A 15,370-nucleotide genomic window follows, 5' to 3' on the forward strand; every position below is an offset into this window, starting at 1 on the left:
GGACGGCGTCGCCATGAGCGGACAGCCGGAACCGGGCGAGGAAGAGCAGGAACAGGAACGGGATCGGGAACGGCATCAGGAACAGGAACAGGAACGGGAGCAGGAACGGGAACGCCGGGCCCGGGAGAAGTTCATCGCCGATCTGCTGGCCCGCGGCCAGGCCGTCTTCGAGGGCGAGGAGCCGACCCCGGAGACCACGCACGTCATCGTCCGGGAGCCGGACGGCACGCTCACGGTGCGTCGTCTGCGCTTCCGTCGCTGACGGCCGGCTTGGCGTCCGCATAGCAGCGCACCACGGAGGCGGTGAACGGGAACCGGACCGGGGTGTCGCCGAAGGCGATCCGCCCCGCCTCCGCCCCCGCGGCGCGGACGGCGGCCACCACCGCCTCCGCCTCCCCGGCCGGGCAGTGCACGATCACCTCGTCGTGCTGGAAGAAGACCAGCTCGGCCGCCAGGCCCCGGCCGTGCAGCGCGCTGCGCAGCCCGGCCAGCATCAGCAGCGCCCACTCGGCCGCACTGCCCTGGACCACGAAATTGCGGGTGAACCGGCCGCGCGCCCGCGCCGCGGCCCCCTCCCGGCTCTCCGCGTCCCCGCCCTCCCCGGCCCCCGCGTCCGCCTCTCCGGCCGGGCAGGTGCGGCCCAGATGGGTGCGGACCAGCCGGCCGCGCTCCCCGGCCCGGGCGGCTTCGTCCACATACCCCACCGCGACCGGGAACCGCCGCCGCAGCGCCGCCAGATGGCGCAGCCCGTCCCCGGAGGTCTGGCCGTAGACGGCGCCCAGCACCGCCAGCTTGGCCCGTGCCCGGTCGCCCGCGAAGCCCCGGTCCGCCACCGCCGCGTAGAGATCCCCGTCACCGGCGGCCACCGCCATCAGCGCCGGGTCGCGGGAGACCGCGGCCAGCACCCGCGGCTCCAGCTGGTCCGCGTCCGCCACCACCAGCCGCCAACCGGGATCGGCCACCACGGCCCGGCGGATGATCCGCGGGATCTGGAGCGCGCCGCCGCCGTGCGTGGTCCACCGGCCGGAGGCCGCACCGCCCGGCAGGTACACCGGGCGGAAGCGGCCGTCCCGCACCCAGGTGCGCAGCCAGGACCGGCCGTGCGCGGTGTGGATGCGGTAGAGCTACTTGTACTCCAGGAGCCGGGCCACCGCCGGATGCTCCACCCGCCGCAGCTCCCAGGAACGGGTGCTGGTCACCGCGATCCCGGCCCGGCGGAACGCCGCCGTCACCTCGGCCGGCAGATCCGGCCGCACGGGAGCCCCGAAGGCCCGCGAGACCTCCTCGGCCAGCTCCGCCAGCCGCCGGGGTTCCAGATCCTCCCGGCCGCCGGCGTACCGCTCGCCGAGCAGCTCGTCCAGCAGCCGCCGGTGCAGATCGGCCCGCCAGGGCAGCCCGGCGCGGCCCATCTCCACCGCGACCAGGGTGCCCGCCGACTCGGCGGCCAGCAGCAGCCGCATCCGCTGCGGATGCCGGGCGGCGGCGGTCCGTGCCACCTGGCCGGCGTACACCTCCAGCAGTGCCTCCAGGGGGTCGGCGCCGGGCGGCAGCGGCACCCCCGGCTCCGGGTCGAACAGCGATGCCTGCTTCTCCGGCTCCACCGCCCGCGGCGGCGGATCGTCCGGCACCGGCAGCCGGCGCAGCCGGGCCAGCGCGGCGGGCAGCGAACGGGGCGCCCCACCGGCGCCCTCGTGCCCCAGCAGGATCGCCTCGGCGGCCTCCGCGTCATAGCAGCGGGCCACCCACAGCCCGGCGTCCAGCAGCCGCGGATGGAGCGCGGCCGTGGACCGCCACACCCAGCGCTCCGCCTCCGGCCGGGCCCGCACCGCCGCCTGCGGCCCGGCATGGTGCTCCACCGGGCCGCACCGGCGCCCGTCGCCGTCCAGGGGGCAGATCCGGACCCCGCCGCCCGGATACTCCGCCATGGCCCACCTGCTCATGCGGCGGATTCTTGCACCCACCACTGACATCGCCCGCCCGGACGGACGGGCCGCGGCCGGCGGCGGCCGGCTATGCGGGCTGTCCGGCGCGGGAGGCGCTCCCGGCACCGGCACCGGCACCGTGCTGCGGGCGGGTGGCACGGTGGCGCCGCGGTGCTGCCGCGGCCGGCACCGCGGGCCGCTGCCGGGGACGTCCCCGCACCGCATCGGCCGTCAGGGTGAACCAGATGCTCTTGCCGCTGTGGTCGGCCCGCACCCGCATGCCCCAGTCGGCACTCACCGCCTCCACCAGCGCCAGGCCGCGCCCGCTGGTGGCCATCCCGCCCGGGCTGCGCACCTGGGGCAGCCGGGGATCGTGGTCGTGCACCGACACCGTCAGCCGGTCGCGCAGCAGCACGAGCTCGACCGTGCAGTGCTTGTCCGTCCCCGCATGCCGGTGGATGTTGGCCAGCAGTTCGGTCAGCCCGAGGGCCGCCCGGTCGATGAGATGCGGCAGCCCCCAGTAGCGGAGCTGTGCGGTGACGATGCGGCGCACCTGGCCGATTCGCGACGGCAGGGCCTGGAACTCCACGGCGCAGTGCCGGCTCGGGTTCTCCGGAGGACTGGTCACGGCAAGCTACTCCCTGCGGCGGCTCGACGGTGAGTGTTCACGGGAGCGTGAAGATGTTCCGGCGTGAGGCCCCCAGTGTGTTGCCGGTCACACTCCGCCGCAAGCCGGACACGTCGGGCGGCCTATCATCCCGGGGTGAGCAGAGAGAACCGGCCATCCGCCCGCACCGGCACGGGCGCCATGCTGCCCACCCTCGATGTGGACCGCAGCGACCCCGAGTACCGCGCCTGGCTGCGCGAGGCGGTGCGCCTGGTCCAGGCGGACGCCAACCGCAGCGCCGACACCCACCTGCTGCGTTTCCCGCTGCCCGCGGACTGGGAGATCGACCTCTACCTGAAGGACGAGTCCACCCACCCCACCGGCAGCCTGAAGCACCGGCTGGCCCGTTCGCTCTTCCTCTACGGCCTGTGCAACGGCTGGATCCGCCCCGGCCGCCCGGTGATCGAGGCGTCCAGCGGCTCCACCGCCGTGTCCGAGGCGTACTTCGCCGCTCTGACCGGCCTGCCGTTCATCGCCGTGATGCCGCGCTCCACCAGCCGGGAGAAGACCCGGCTGATCGAGTTCCACGGCGGGCGCTGCCATCTGGTCGACGATCCCCGCAGTGTCTACCAGGAGGCCGCGCGGCTGGCCGCCGAGACCGGCGGCCACTATCTGGATCAGTTCACCTACGCCGAACGGGCCACCGACTGGCGCGGCAACAACAACATCGCCATGTCGATCTATCAACAACTGTCCCTGGAGCGCTATCCCGAGCCCGCCTGGATCGTGGCCACCGCGGGCACCGGAGGAACCTCGGCCACCATCGGCCGCTACGTGCGCTACCTCCAGCACGACACCCGGGTCTGCGTGGCCGACCCGGAGAACTCCTGCTTCTTCGACGGCTGGGTGCGCGGCGACCAGAACGCCGCCTGCGAGGGCGGCTCCCGGATCGAGGGCATCGGCCGGCCCCGCATGGAGCCCAGCTTCGTGCCCGGTGCCATCGACCGCATGATGAAGGTCCCGGACGCCGCCAGCGTGGCCGCGGCCCGCGCCCTGGAACGGGCCATCGGCCGCCGCGCGGGCGCCTCCACCGGCACCGGTCTGTGGGCGGCCCTGCGCATCACCGGCGAGATGCTGCGCCGGGGCGGGCGCGGCTCGGTGGTCACGCTGATCTGCGACTCCGGCGACCGCTACCTGGACAAGTACTACTCCGACGACTGGCTGGCCGCCGAAGGGCTGGAGACCGGCCCCTACACCGAGGCGCTCGACACCTTCCTGGCCACCGGCCGCTGGCCCGGCTAGCCCGGCCGGCGGCCGGTGCGCCTGCCGCACGCGCCTGCCGCACGCGCGGGCGGGCGGCGCGGGGGCGGGCCGCGGCGCGTCGCCGCCCGGCTCAGTCCTCCTCGTCGGCGATCACCAGCTCCGTGACCCGGTCGGCCAGCACCCGCCGGGCCTCCGGCTCCAGCCCGGAGTCGGTCACCAGGACGTCCACCTGCTCCAGGCTGGCGAACGAACTCAGCCCGGTGACGCCCCACTTGGTGTGATCGGCCACCACCACGACCCGCCGCGCCGAGCGGATGAAGTGCCGGTTGGTCTCGGCCTCGGCCAGATTCGGCGTGGACAGCCCGGCCTCCTCCGACAGCCCGTGCACGCCCAGGAAGAGCACATCGAAGTGCAGCGCGGCGATCGCCGCGTCGGCCACCGGCCCCACCAGCGCGTCGGACGGGGTCCGCACCCCGCCGGTCAGCACCACCGTGGCCGGCCGCCCGGCACCGCCCTCCGCCGGCCGCGGTGCGGTGTGGAAGACGTCCGCCACCCGCACCGAGTTGGTCACCACGGTCAGCTCCGGGACCTCCACCAGCTGCTGGGCGACGGCATAGGTGGTGGTGCCGCCGGACAGCGCCACCGCCCCGCCGGGCGCGGCGAACCCCGCGGCCGATCGCGCGATGGCGTACTTGGCGGAGGTCTCCAGCGCGGACTTGGCCTCGAAGCCCGGCTCGTGGGTGCGGCCCTCCGGCACCGGCACCGCCCCGCCGTGCACCTTCTCCAGCATTCCCTGCCGGGCCAGCGCGTCCAGATCCCGGCGCACCGTCATGTCCGACACCCGCAGCATGCGGGTCAGCTCGCTCACCCGCACCCCGCCCCGGCGGCGCACCTCGTCCAGGATGAGCGCCCGCCGCTGCCCTGCCAGCAGATTCTGGTTGTCGCTCACCGTCTGGACCGTCCTTCCGCCGTGGAGCCCAATATCGTTCGTGGTATGGAGAGCTGATGGAGCGTCATGGGTGTGAGGAGTCGCCGTCCGGGGCAGGGGCCATCCTGCCATGCACCTCCGTCCCGCCACGGACCGTGACCGCCCCGGTACCGCGGACGCGACAGGGGTGTACGGAAGACCATACGACCCCCGGGCGCCGCGCGGTGCCCCGAGGGCCGCGGGCGGCCGGAGGGGAGGCCGGACACATGGCGGGAACGACGGCGGAGGGGAGCGGCCCGGCGGCACCGGGCCCGGCGGCACCGGCGGAGGCCGCCGCGGCCGAGGAACGCCTGCCCGCCCCCGGACTGGAACTGCTGGTGCACGGCGTCGGCGGCGCCCGGCCCGAGGAGATGCTCGGCGACCCCCGCACCCGGCGGATCACCGGTGACGGCACCGCCAGCATGCACCGCCGCACCGATGACGCGCAGGACCGGCCCTGGGACGACGGGGAACCGCTGCGCGAGGCCTACACCTGGTCCAACCTCACATCCGGCAACGGCGCCCGCGCCCTGTGGCTGCTGCTGCTCCCGTTCATGATCGTCAATATGGCGCACTGGATGCGTCCCCCGTGCCGGGGACACCGGCGCACCCACCGCGGGTACGACATCGCCGGCCGCCTGCTGGCGCTCAGCCTCACCGTGCTGCTGACCGCCGGAGCGTGCGCCGTCGCGCTCGACCTCTTCGCCTGGCAGTGCGCCGCCACCGAGGCCTGCGCCGGGCGGCGGGACTGGACGGGCTTCCTGGCCGGAGGGAGCGGCTGGTGGGCCGAGCCCGGCCGCCGGCTGCTGCTCGCCGCCGTGCTGCCGCTGGTGCTGGTCTGGCTGCTGTGGTGGCTCTCCCACCGCACCTGGAGCGCCTACGAATCCGCCTATCCGCCCCCGCTCGCCGCGCTGGCCGGGCGGCGGCCCGCCGGCCAGCGGCGGCCGGAGGCGGAGCAGGAGCGGACGGCCGGGCCCCGGAAGGGACCCGAGCAGCCGAACCTGCTCGCCCTCCCCGGCTTCTGGTTCGGCCGCGGCATCGTCTCCCGGCTGCGCGCCGCCCACACCTGCGCCGGGCTCCTCACCATCGGCGCAGCCCTGCTGACCGCGAGCTGGGGCCACGACCACGGCCCGGACGGCAGCGCCGCGCTGGCCGCGGCCGGCTGGCCGCTCGCCGTGCTGCTGGTCACCGGCTTCGCCGCCGTGGTCGTCGTCATCGTCCGCCAGGGCCGCACCGAGCTGGAGTACGGCACCGCGGACGACAAGTACCACCCGCTCATCCTCACCTGGCTGCCCGCCGCCACCGGCGCGGTCCTCGCCCTGGTCCTGGTGCACACCGCCTGGCACCGGCCCGGCTGGGACAGTTCCGGCAGCCACCCCGGCAGCGGCCTCTTCACCGTGCTCACCGTCACCCAGGGCGTGCTGCTCGCGGCCCAGGCCGCCGCCGCGCTCCGCCTGCACCGCCGCGCCGGCCCCGGCGAACGAGGCGTGCTCGGCGGCCTGGCCGGCCCCTGCTGCGCGGTGCTCGCCTGCGCCCTGGCCGGAGTGCTCACCGGCGGTGCGGTCCAGCGGCTCGGCGAATGGCTGGACCCCGGCTCCCGGCTCGGCACCCCCGGCACCGTCCCCGGGCCCCCGGTGCTGCTGAGCTGGCAGGCCGCGGCCATCCCCACCCTGCTCGGCGTGGTGCTGCTGCTGTCGCTGCCCGCCTGCCTGTCCGTCTGGCGGCGGACCCGGCGCCTCGCCCCCACGGTCCGCGACGGCTACCCCGAGGAGCAGCGGGACGGGACGGCGGACGGCCTGCCGTACGAACGCCACAGCCTGCGGGTGGCCGGTGCCGTCTCCCGCGCCGGTCTGACCGACTCCGCCCCCCTCCTGGTGGGCACCGTCGCGGCGGCCGGGGTGCTGCTGAGCATCGCCGCGGTGGCCGGCGCCGGGCTCACCGGTGAGGCACCCCGCGCCGCCGCCGAGGACGGGCCGGCCCTGCTGGCCGGATTCGCCGCCCTCAGCCAGGCCGTCGGCTCCTGGATGATGGGGATAGGAGTCGTCCTGCTGCTGGCCATGGGCCGCCGTGCCTACCGCGACCGCAGCGCCCGCCGCACCATCGGCATCCTGTGGGACGTGGGCACCTTCTGGCCCCGCTCCGCGCACCCGTTCGCCCCGCCCTGCTACGCGGAACGCGCCGTGCCCGACCTCACCTGGCGGATGACCCACTGGACCGCCGCCACCGGCGGCACCCTGGTCCTCTCCGGCCATTCCCAGGGCAGCGTGCTGGCCGCCGCCGCGGTCTGGCAGCTGGACCCGGACACCCGCACCCGGGTCGCCCTGCTCACCCACGGCTCGCCGCTGCGCCGGCTCTACGGCCGCTGGTTCCCCAAGTACTTCGGACCGCGCGCCCTGGCGGGCCTGGCCCGCGACATGCCGCGCTGGCGCAACCTGTGGCGCGGCACCGACCCGATCGGCGGGCCCGTCGAGGTCACCGGCCCGGACGGCAACCCGGTGGACCGGCCCGTGCTGCGCGACCCGCAGTGCTTCGGCCGCACCCCCGAACGCCCGCTGCCCGAACCGGTACTGGGCCACGGCGACTACGCAGACGACCCCGCCTACGCCGAGGAGCGCGCCGCCCTGCACCGCAGGCTGGCCGGGCACCCCGTCCTGCCCGTCCCGGAACAGCCCGGCCCTGCGGACCTGCGCAGCCGTGCCCCCGGGACCGCCTCCGGGACCGCCCCGGGGACCGCCTCCGGGACCGCCCCGGGGACCGCCCCCGGCGCCGCCCCGGGGACCGCCCCCGGCGCGGCGCCCGCCTGACCGGCCCGGCGGCCGTGCCGGTCACGGCGACGTCTGCATGCCCGGCGGCGGCGGCAGATCCTCGGGGTGGAGCAGGGTCAGTTCCTCCGTGCTGGGGTCGGGCAGCTCCGCCACCCGCCCCGCATGCCGCTCCACCATGGCCTCGAAGGTCTGCCGCGCGGTGCGCCCGTTGCCGAAGGACGGCCCCTTGGGCAGCGCCGCGAAGTGTTTCAGCAGCGCTTCCGCCGACCCCTCGGCCAGCGCGTACTCGTGGTCCGCGGCCTGCTGCTCCACGATGCTCAGCAGTTCCTCGGGCACATAGTCGCCGAAGGTGATGGTGCGGGAGAACCGGGAGGCCACGCCGGGGTTGACCGCCAGGAAGCGGGCCATCTCCTCGGTGTAGCCGGCGACGATCACCACCACCGCGTCCCGGTGGTCCTCCATCAGCTTCACCAGCGTGTCGATGGCCTCGCGTCCGAAGTCCCGCCCGGCGTCCTCCGGCGCCAGCGCGTACGCCTCGTCGATGAACAGCACCCCGCCGCGCGCCCGCTCGAACGCCTCCTGGGTGCGGATCGCGGTCGAGCCGATGTGCTCGCCGACCAGGTCCACCCGGGAGACCTCCACCAGGTGCCCGCGCTCCAGCACCCCCAGCGCCGCCAGGATCTCCCCGTACAGCCGGGCCACCGTGGTCTTGCCGGTACCGGGGGAGCCGGTGAAGACCAGATGGCGGCGGACCGAGGCGGCCTTCAGCCCGGCCGCCTGCCGGCGCCGGCCCACCTCGATCATGTTGATCAGGCTGCGCACCTCGCGCTTGACGGACTCCAGGCCGACCAGCGAGTCCAGCTCGGCCAGCACCTCGTCGGCGGGACGGCCCCCGCCCGCGCCGGGCTCCTCACCGCCGGCGCCGGACGGTGCCGGGTCCGGTGCCCCGGCCGCCGCGCCGGCCCCCCGCTCCCCGGCGGCGGAGCTGCGCAGCGGCGCCGGATCCGGCAGCACCGGATCCGGCAGCACCGGATCCGGCAGCACCGGAGGAAGTATGCCCGCCGCCGCGGACGACGCCCGGCCGGTGCCCGTCCCGGACACCGCCGAACTCGCCGAGACCACCGGNGGAAGTATGCCCGCCGCCGCGGACGACGCCCGGCCGGTGCCCGTCCCGGACACCGCCGAACTCGCCGAGACCACCGGAACCCCCGGCTGCTGCGGCTCGTCACTGCGGCAGTCCGTGATGACGACGTCGGACGCGGTCACGAAGGCGCCCCGGGCCGCCCGCTCCGCACGGCAGCGGTCCAGGGCGACCCGGCAGCCCTCGGTGACGTGGAAGCCGTAGCCGCGCGAGCCGGACACCCGGCAGTCCCGGAACACCCCCCGGCCGCCCGCCGACACATAGACGCCGGCCTCCGCCGGAACGGTCACCGTGCAGTCCGTCACCACCGGATCGGCGCCCTTGCTCACCAGCACCCCGGTGGTCACCTCGTCGATCGTGGTGCCGGTGACCGTGCCGCCGCTCTCCGGATCGCGGAACCACACCCCGGTGCCCGCCTCCCGGACCCGGCAGGCGTCCATCCGCACCAGCGCCCCGCCGCTCACCGACACCGCCGAGCCGCGCACCTCGGAGATCTCGCTGTCCACCACGTCCGCCCGGGAGCCCGGGTCCAGCACGCACAGCGCGTCCGGCACCTGCCGCAGCACCGACGCCTCCAGCACCGCCGCCGCGCCATCGCTCACCCAGACCGCCGGATAGCTGCCGGTGGAGCCGCTGATCTCACAGTGGTGGGCGTCCACCCGGGTGCCGGGATCCCACACGGACAGACCGTTGCGGCCGAACGACCGCACCCTGGAGCGCACCAGGGTCAGCACCGAACGTGAGCGCAGCGCCAGCGCGTTCTCCGGGATCTCCTGCACCCGGCTGTCCGAGAGGGTCAGCACCGCATCGGTCTCCAGCGCTATGCCGTCCCCGGTGGTGCCGCTCACCTCGCACTCGCCCAGGTGCGCGGTGGCCCGGTCGGCCAGCCGCACCCCGGCACCGCGGATGCCGCGGAACGTGCACAGGGCCGCATCCACCGCGCTGCCCTCACCGGTCACCGACAGGCCGGCGCCGCCCGCCCGCTCCACCCGGCAGCGCTCCAGCCGGAGATGGGCCGCGCCCTGCACGGACACGCCCTGCCGGCCGGCGGTGATCTCGCAGTCCTCGAACAGTCCGCCGGCCCGGTCGGTCACGGCGATGCCGGTGCCGGCCGGATTGTCCACCGAGCAGCCCCGCACCGTCGGCCGCCCGCCGCCGCGCACCTCGATGCCGGCGGCCGAGGAGGCCCGCACCTGCACCTCGCTGATCTCCGGGGTGCCGGACTCCACCAGCAGCGCCGGCGCCGTGGCGTCCTGGCCCTCCACGCGCAGCAGGGAGACCGTGGCCGAGCCGCGCACGGTCAGCGGCACCCCGTCCTCCGGGGCGATCCGGGCCGGTCCGGCGTCCGGCGAACTCGGGCCGCGCACCACCACCGACTGCTCGATCACCAGGTTCTCCCGGTAGATGCCGGGGGCCAGCACCAGCACGTCCCCGTCGGCCGCCACCGCCAGGGCCTCGGTGACGGAGTGATAGACCGCGGTGCGGCGGCGCCAGCGCGACGTGCCGGTGTGCGTCAGATGGACGGAGCCCTCTGCCATGCCCTCAGCCATGAACCGTTGTGCCCAACCTCGTGTGTCGATCAAACGCGCGGCGACGCGTACTGGCCGCTCCACGGTAGCGCGAGCGCGGGGCGGAGGATGACCACAACTCCCTTGTGGGGCACGCGGCCGGGCCTGGGACTGTGGTGGCCGGCGGGGTCCGGAGGGTGCCCGGGCGGGCGCCGCACCCCCCGGCCGCTCACACAGTGCTTCCAGTGTATTACCCTGGGTACCGGATTTCGTTCCGGTGTGCGGAAACCGGCGGGCAATACCCAGAATTCCGTTGAAACTATCTCCCGGCGGCCCTCTCTTTTGAGTGATTGCACGCCAACTCCGGTGGGCGTTAACTTCGTTGGCGCACGACAGTGCGCGGCTGAATTTATCGTCCTGGAGATTGGCGGAAACGCAGATGACCACCTCGGTGGAACCGGCACCGGAGAACCAGACGACCAGCGTTCAGCAGAGCCTGGGCACGGCGGCGGCGCGCAATCTCGCCACCACCACGAAGACTCCTCCCCAGATGCAGGGGATTTCCTCCCGCTGGCTGCTGAAGGTGCTCCCCTGGGTGCAGGTCGGCGGCGGCACCTTCCGGGTCAACCGACGGCTGACCTACACCCTGGGAAACGGCCGCCTGGAATTCGTTTCCACCGGAGCCGACGTCCAGGTCATTCCGGCGGAGCTCACCGAGCTCCCGCTGCTGCGCGGCTGCGCGGACGCCGATGCCCTCCAGGCGCTCGCGGCGGCCTGCGAGCAGCGCGACATCGCGCCCGGGGACGTCATCGTCGAGGCGGGCAGTCCGGCCGAGCACGCCGTGCTGGTGGCGCACGGCAAGATCCGCCGGCTGGCCCCCGGCGCCTACGACCAGGACGCCGACCTCGGCGTGATGGCCGACGGCGACTTCGCCGGCGACCAGGCGCTGGGCGAGCCGGAGACCGGCACCTGGGAGCAGACGCTCAAGGCCGTCACCAGCGGCACCGTGCTGCTGCTGCCGCGGCGGGCGGTGCAGGAGGCCGCCGAGCGCTTCCCCGGGCTGCGCGCCCATCTCCAGGAGCGCCGCACGGCCCTGCCCCGGCAGCGCAACGCGCACGGCGAGGCCGACATCGGGCTGGCCTCCGGCCACGAGGGCGAGCCCGAACTGCCCGCCACCTTCGCGGACTACGAGCCCGCGCCGCGGGAGTACGAGCTCAGCGTGGCGCAGACGGTGCTGAAGGTGCACTCCCGGGTCGCCGACCTCTACAACGAGCCGATGAACCAGGTCGAGGAGCAGATCCGGCTCACCGTGGAGGCGCTGCGCGAGCGCCAGGAGCACGAACTGATGAACAACCGGGAGTTCGGTCTGCTGCACAACGCCGACCTCGGGCAGCGGCTGCACACCCGGACCGGGCCGCCCACCCCGGACGACCTGGACGAGCTGCTGGCCGCGGTGTGGAAGGAGCCCAGCGTGATCCTGGCCCACCCCAAGGCCATTGCCGCCTTCGGCCGGGAATGCAGCCGGCGCGGCCTGTACCCGTCGCCGGTCGAACTCATGGGCCGGTCGGTGACGGCCTGGCGGGGAGTTCCCGTGCTGCCCTGCAACAAGATTCCGGTGAGCGCCTCGGGCACCTCCTCGATTCTTGCCATGCGCACCGGAGAAAAGGCACAGGGCGTGGTCGGCCTGCACCGCACGGGAATTCCGGACGAATACCAGCCGAGTCTTTCCGTGCGCTTCATGGGAATCAACGAGAAGGCCGTCATCTCGTATCTGGTGAGCGCCTATTACTCGGTGGCCGTCCTGGTGCCGGACGCCCTCGGAATCCTGGAGGACGTCGAAGTCGGTCAGTGACGGCCGCGCCGGTGGAGTCCGCCGCGGCCCGCTCCTCCGGGCCGCGGCGGCCCCCCGCGTGTGCCCGCCGTTCCGCTCCGCCGACCACCGGAGGCGTCCCCCCGCATGACCACGCCCGCCACCGCACCCGAGCCCGTCCCCGTCCCCGGCTCCCCGGACGGTGCCGCATCCCGGCCGGCCGGCAGCCTGGCCCCGGAAGCGGCCCGCCGGCTCGCCACCACCACCAAGACCCCGCCGCAGAACCGTGCCGTCACCTCCCGCTGGCTGCTGCGGGTGCTGCCCTGGGTGCCGGTCGCCGCCGGCACCTACCGCGTCAACCGCCGGCTGGTCTACGAGGTGGGCAACGGCCGGATCGACTTCTGCGCCACCGGTACCGAGGTGCGGGTGATCCCCGGCGAACTGACCGAACTCCCCGCCCTGGCCGGGCTGGACGACGAGGCGGCGCTGCGCGCGCTGGCCGATTCCTGCGTGCAGCGCGAATACGCCGCGGGCCAGCGCATCGCCGAAGCGGGCGCCCCGGCCGAGGGCGTGGTGATGATCGCGCACGGCAAGGTGCGCAAGCACGCCCCCGGCGCCTACGACACCGATGTCGCGCTGGCCGTGCTGGCGGGCGGGGAGTTCGCCGGTGACGAGACCCTGCCCACCGCCCTCGCCGCCGGAAGCGGGGAGAGTGCCGGGGCCGCGGCCTGGGGCTACGGGCTGACCGCGCTCACCCGCTGCACCGTGCTGGTGCTTCCGCTGGCCGGGGTCCGCCGGCTGGCTGCCCGGTCCGCCGCCCTGCGCGAGCGGCTGGCGGGGGTCTCCGGCCGGTCCGGTGCCGGCACCCCCCGGCGCAACAGCCGCGGCGAGGCCGACATCACCCTCGCCTCCGGCCACGAGGGCGAGCCCGCGCTGCCCTCCGCCTTCGCGGACTACGAGCCGGAGCCGCGCGAGTACCGACTCGGCGTCGCGCAGACCGTGCTGCGGGTGCACACCCGGGTCGCCGACCTGTACAGCGAGCCCATGGACCAGGTGCGGGAACAGCTCCGGCTCACCGTCACCGCGCTGCGCGAGCGCCAGGAGCACGAGCTGATCAACAACCGGGACTTCGGCCTGCTGCACAACGCCGCCCCGGCCCAGCGCTTCCACACCCGCGGCGGCCCGCCCACCCCCGACGACCTCGACCTGCTCATCTCCCGGCGCCGCAACACGCATGTCCTGCTGGCCCATCCGCGTGCCCTGGCGGCCATCGGACGGGAATGCAACCGCCGCGGCGTGGCCCCCCGGGAAACCGGGTTCCGGGGCCACCGGGTGCGCGCCTGGCGGGGCATCCCGCTGCTGCCCTGCGACAAGATCCCGGTCACCGCCCAGGGCCTGACCTCGGTGCTGGCCCTGCGCACCGGGGTGGAGAAGCAGGGCGTGGTGGGACTCCACCAGCCGGGCATCCCGGAGGAGATCGAGCCCAGCCTCAACGTCCGCTTCATGGGCATCGACGAACAGGCGCTGATCGGCTACCTGGTGTCCGTCTACTTCTCCGCCGCCGTCCTCGTCCCCGATGCCCTGGGCATCCTGGAGGACGTGGAGGTCTGAGCCCGCCGCCGGTGCGCGCGCGGAGGCGGGCATGCCGGTACGGCGGCCGGCCCGACCACCCCGTCAGGGCACCGTCCCCGCGCCCGCCGGGGTCCGCGGCCGGCCGCCGCGGCATCTCTCGCTCTGCTGCTGTCGCTGTCTCCTTGCCCGCTCCCTGGCCGTCCCCGCGTGATCCGCCGTCCGTGCCGGTGAGCCCGTGTCAGTACCCGGGGCCCGGGTACTGGTACGGATGCTGCTGCCCGTACGGGTCCTGGTAGGTGCCGGGCGCCTGCCGCGGCGCGGGCGGCCGGGGCGCCGCCGGACGGCCCGCCTGCGACGGGTACCTCTGCGGCTGCTGGGGCGGCTGCGGGGCCTGCGGGGCGTACGGCCGCGCCGGGGAGGCCTGTTGCGGGATGTAGGGCGCCGCCGGCTGCGGGGCCGGGGCCGCCTGGAAGGGCTGGCGCACCGGCGCCTGGTAGCCGGTCTGCGGCGGCGGCACGTGGTGCGCCACGGGCTGCGGGGCGGACGGCCCGGAGGGGAGGGCCGGAAGCGCCGCCGGCAGCGCGGGCTGCGAGGAGAACTGGGGGAGCGCGTCGTACGCCGACGGCACACGGATGGGGGCGATCTGCGGGGTACCCCGCTCGGCCACCAGCCGGTCGTAGATGGGGGTGTCCGGGAAGGGGGGCGGAGAGTAGTAGCCGCCCGAGTAGGACGAGCGCGGGGAGGTCATGCGACATAAGGTAAGCCCACGATGTGCTCGTTGGGGAGACCGATTAGAGGGTCATTTCCGGCGATCATGCTGACTCTGAATCCCCAAGACGGGTGAATTCGGCATATAAGCTGCACTGTCCGGCTCGCGACGGGGTGCCGGGGAGCCGCTGCCCGGACTCCGTCCTCGCAGGTCACCACCGGTGTGACGGGGGAGGCGCACGGAACGGGCCGGTTCTTCCGAGGCGCACCGGAACACACCGGCCGGCCACGCGGAATGCCGCCGGAATGCACCCGCCGCTCCGGTACCGCCGCCCGGCTCCCGGCGGGACGGAAGCCGCCCGCCGCCCCGTACCCTGGGTCCGTGAAGATCGCCCTCATCGATTCCGGCCTCGGGCTGCTCGCCACCGCCGCGGCCGTGCGCCGGGCCCGCCCGGACGCCGGACTGGTGCTGTCCAACGATCCGCACGGCATGCCCTGGGGGCCGCGCACGCCGCAGGACATCACCGGCCGGGCCCTGCGCTGCGCACGGGCGGCCGCCGCCGAGCGGCCGGACGCCCTGATCGTGGCCTGCAACACCGCCTCGGTCCACGCCCTGGCCGCGCTGCGCGCCGAGTTGGAGCCCGCGGTGCCGGTGATCGGCACCGTGCCCGCGGTCAAGCCCGCGGCCGCGGCCGGCGGACCGGTCGCCGTCTGGGCCACCCCCGCCACCACCGGCAGCCCGTACCAGCGCGCGCTGATCCGCGACTTCGCCTCCGGTACCGAGACCGCTCAGGTGCCCTGCCACGGGCTGGCCGACGCGGTGGAGCGGGCCGACGCGCGGGCCGTGGCCGCCGCCGTCGACGCGGCGGCGGCACTGACCCCGGTCACCATCCGCGACGTGGTGCTCGGCTGCACCCACTACGAACTGGTGGCCGAGCAGATCCGGCTGCGGCTCACGGCACGGACGGGCGCGCCGGTCCGGCTGCACAGCTCGGCCGGCGCGGTCGCCGCCCAGGCCCTGCGCCGCCTCGGCGCCGCCCCCGCCCCGGACGCCCCGGCCACCGGAACGGTCCGGATGCTCGCCGGCGGGGAGCCCGCGCCGCTCCC

General features: G+C 75.2%; 10 protein-coding genes and 1 pseudogene. 6 read left to right on the forward strand and 5 right to left on the reverse strand.

The features are described 5' to 3' along the window. Positions 1–13 precede the first annotated feature (13 nt). Entirely contained in the window at positions 14–262 is a 249-nt protein-coding gene (locus GQS09_RS29400; protein WP_243761359.1) for a hypothetical protein, read from the forward strand. Here GQS09_RS29400 and GQS09_RS12920 read toward each other — a convergent pair. Both GQS09_RS12920 and GQS09_RS12925 read right to left on the reverse strand, forming a co-directional pair. After that, positions 231–1,940, reverse strand: a pseudogene (locus tag GQS09_RS12920) (bifunctional 3'-5' exonuclease/DNA polymerase). The gene GQS09_RS29400 and the pseudogene GQS09_RS12920 overlap by 32 nt on opposite strands. 70 nt (positions 1,941–2,010) lie before the next feature. Beyond that, the gene (locus GQS09_RS12925) at positions 2,011–2,550 is read right to left on the reverse strand and encodes an ATP-binding protein (protein ID WP_165986187.1); all 540 of its coding nucleotides are present in this window, start codon (positions 2,548–2,550) and stop codon (positions 2,011–2,013) included. Between the two features lie 180 nt (positions 2,551–2,730). On the opposite strand from GQS09_RS12925, the gene GQS09_RS12930 reads away from it, so the two are divergent. Continuing rightward, complete coding sequence (locus tag GQS09_RS12930) at positions 2,731–3,831, forward strand: PLP-dependent cysteine synthase family protein (RefSeq protein ID WP_165986195.1); 1,101 nt, start codon at positions 2,731–2,733, stop codon at positions 3,829–3,831. A 91-nt stretch (positions 3,832–3,922) separates the two neighbouring features. Here GQS09_RS12930 and GQS09_RS12935 read toward each other — a convergent pair whose 3' ends face one another. Then, complete coding sequence (locus tag GQS09_RS12935) at positions 3,923–4,741, reverse strand: DeoR/GlpR family DNA-binding transcription regulator (RefSeq protein WP_165986188.1); 819 nt, start codon at positions 4,739–4,741, stop codon at positions 3,923–3,925. Between the two features lie 245 nt (positions 4,742–4,986). Here GQS09_RS12935 and GQS09_RS12940 point away from each other — a divergent pair, with 245 nt between their 5' ends. Next, a complete protein-coding gene (locus GQS09_RS12940; protein ID WP_207957769.1) occupies positions 4,987–7,563 on the forward strand; it encodes a hypothetical protein in 2,577 nt (858 codons plus the stop codon). Positions 7,564–7,584: 21 nt separating this feature from the next. Here GQS09_RS12940 and GQS09_RS12945 read toward each other — a convergent pair whose 3' ends face one another. Further along, on the reverse strand, positions 7,585–10,203 hold the full coding sequence (locus GQS09_RS12945; protein WP_165986189.1) for a right-handed parallel beta-helix repeat-containing protein: 2,619 nt from the start codon (positions 10,201–10,203) through the stop codon (positions 7,585–7,587). A 409-nt stretch (positions 10,204–10,612) separates the two neighbouring features. Between GQS09_RS12945 and GQS09_RS12950 the strand changes: the two genes are divergently transcribed. Together GQS09_RS12950 and GQS09_RS12955 are read left to right on the forward strand one after the other, a co-directional pair. Then, positions 10,613–12,025, forward strand: a complete 1,413-nt coding sequence (locus GQS09_RS12950; RefSeq protein ID WP_165986190.1) for a family 2B encapsulin nanocompartment shell protein — start codon at positions 10,613–10,615, stop codon at positions 12,023–12,025. A 105-nt stretch (positions 12,026–12,130) separates the two neighbouring features. After that, entirely contained in the window at positions 12,131–13,594 is a 1,464-nt protein-coding gene (locus GQS09_RS12955) for a family 2B encapsulin nanocompartment shell protein (RefSeq protein WP_165986191.1), read from the forward strand. A 199-nt stretch (positions 13,595–13,793) separates the two neighbouring features. Here the strand turns inward: GQS09_RS12955 and GQS09_RS12960 are convergent, their stop codons facing one another. After that, complete coding sequence (locus GQS09_RS12960) at positions 13,794–14,303, reverse strand: DUF6643 family protein (protein ID WP_165986192.1); 510 nt, start codon at positions 14,301–14,303, stop codon at positions 13,794–13,796. A 342-nt stretch (positions 14,304–14,645) separates the two neighbouring features. On the opposite strand from GQS09_RS12960, the gene GQS09_RS12965 reads away from it, so the two are divergent. Then, the coding region (locus tag GQS09_RS12965; protein ID WP_313896114.1) for an aspartate/glutamate racemase family protein at positions 14,646–15,370 on the forward strand (725 nt) is incomplete at its 3' end.

This window comes from Streptomyces sp. YIM 98790 (assembly GCF_011421595.1).
GTDB lineage: Bacteria > Actinomycetota > Actinomycetes > Streptomycetales > Streptomycetaceae > Streptomyces.

Coding starts and splice junctions, on each gene's coding strand:
- GQS09_RS29400 (WP_243761359.1), top strand. CDS start 14: ATGAGCGGACAGCCGGAACCGGGCGAGGAAGAGCAGGAACAGGAACGG.
- GQS09_RS12930 (WP_165986195.1), top strand. CDS start 2,731: ATGCTGCCCACCCTCGATGTGGACCGCAGCGACCCCGAGTACCGCGCC.
- GQS09_RS12940 (WP_207957769.1), top strand. CDS start 4,987: ATGGCGGGAACGACGGCGGAGGGGAGCGGCCCGGCGGCACCGGGCCCG.
- GQS09_RS12950 (WP_165986190.1), top strand. CDS start 10,613: ATGACCACCTCGGTGGAACCGGCACCGGAGAACCAGACGACCAGCGTT.
- GQS09_RS12955 (WP_165986191.1), top strand. CDS start 12,131: ATGACCACGCCCGCCACCGCACCCGAGCCCGTCCCCGTCCCCGGCTCC.
- GQS09_RS12960 (WP_165986192.1), bottom strand. CDS start 14,303: ATGACCTCCCCGCGCTCGTCCTACTCGGGCGGCTACTACTCTCCGCCC.